Raw genomic sequence first — 1021 nt, forward strand, 5'->3', positions numbered from 1 at the left:
GCCCGTTCTCGTATATGTCAAGCCTTGGTAAGGTTCTTCGCGTTGCATCGAATTAATCCGCATGCTCCGCCGCTTGTGCGGGTCCCCGTCAATTCCTTTGAGTTTTAGCCTTGCGGCCGTACTCCCCAGGCGGGGAACTTAATGCGTTAGCTGCGTCACGGAATCCGTGGAATGGACCCCACAACTAGTTCCCAACGTTTACGGGGTGGACTACCAGGGTATCTAAGCCTGTTTGCTCCCCACCCTTTCGCTCCTCAGCGTCAGTTACGGCCCAGAGATCTGCCTTCGCCATCGGTGTTCCTCCTGATATCTGCGCATTCCACCGCTACACCAGGAATTCCAATCTCCCCTACCGCACTCTAGTCTGCCCGTACCCACTGCAGGCCGGAGGTTGAGCCTCCGGATTTCACAGCAGACGCGACAAACCGCCTACGAGCTCTTTACGCCCAATAATTCCGGATAACGCTTGCGCCCTACGTATTACCGCGGCTGCTGGCACGTAGTTAGCCGGCGCTTTTTCTGCAGGTACCGTCACTTTCGCTTCTTCCCTGCTAAAAGAGGTTTACAACCCGAAGGCCGTCATCCCTCACGCGGCGTTGCTGCATCAGGCTTGCGCCCATTGTGCAATATTCCCCACTGCTGCCTCCCGTAGGAGTCTGGGCCGTGTCTCAGTCCCAGTGTGGCCGGTCACCCTCTCAGGCCGGCTACCCGTCGACGCCTTGGTGAGCCATTACCTCACCAACAAGCTGATAGGCCGCGAGCCCATCCCCAACCAATAAATCTTTCCAGTAACTGACCATGCGGCCGCTACTCGTATCCAGTATTAGACGCCGTTTCCAGCGCTTATCCCAGAGTCAGGGGCAGGTTGCTCACGTGTTACTCACCCGTTCGCCACTGATCCCACAGAGCAAGCTCCGTGTTCACCGTTCGACTTGCATGTGTTAAGCACGCCGCCAGCGTTCATCCTGAGCCAGGATCAAACTCTCCGTAAAAAAGAAATGCATACGACACCGGGAAAACG

At 56.5% G+C, this 1021-nt stretch carries 1 rRNA gene; it reads right to left on the reverse strand.

The features are described 5' to 3' along the window. Positions 1-992: ribosomal RNA gene (locus tag AB0N61_RS17685) — 16S ribosomal RNA — on the reverse strand; the annotation flags it as partial. Positions 993-1021: the final 29 nt, after the last annotated feature.

It is taken from the genome of Microbacterium sp. NPDC089320 (genome assembly GCF_040684875.1).
GTDB lineage: Bacteria > Actinomycetota > Actinomycetes > Actinomycetales > Microbacteriaceae > Microbacterium.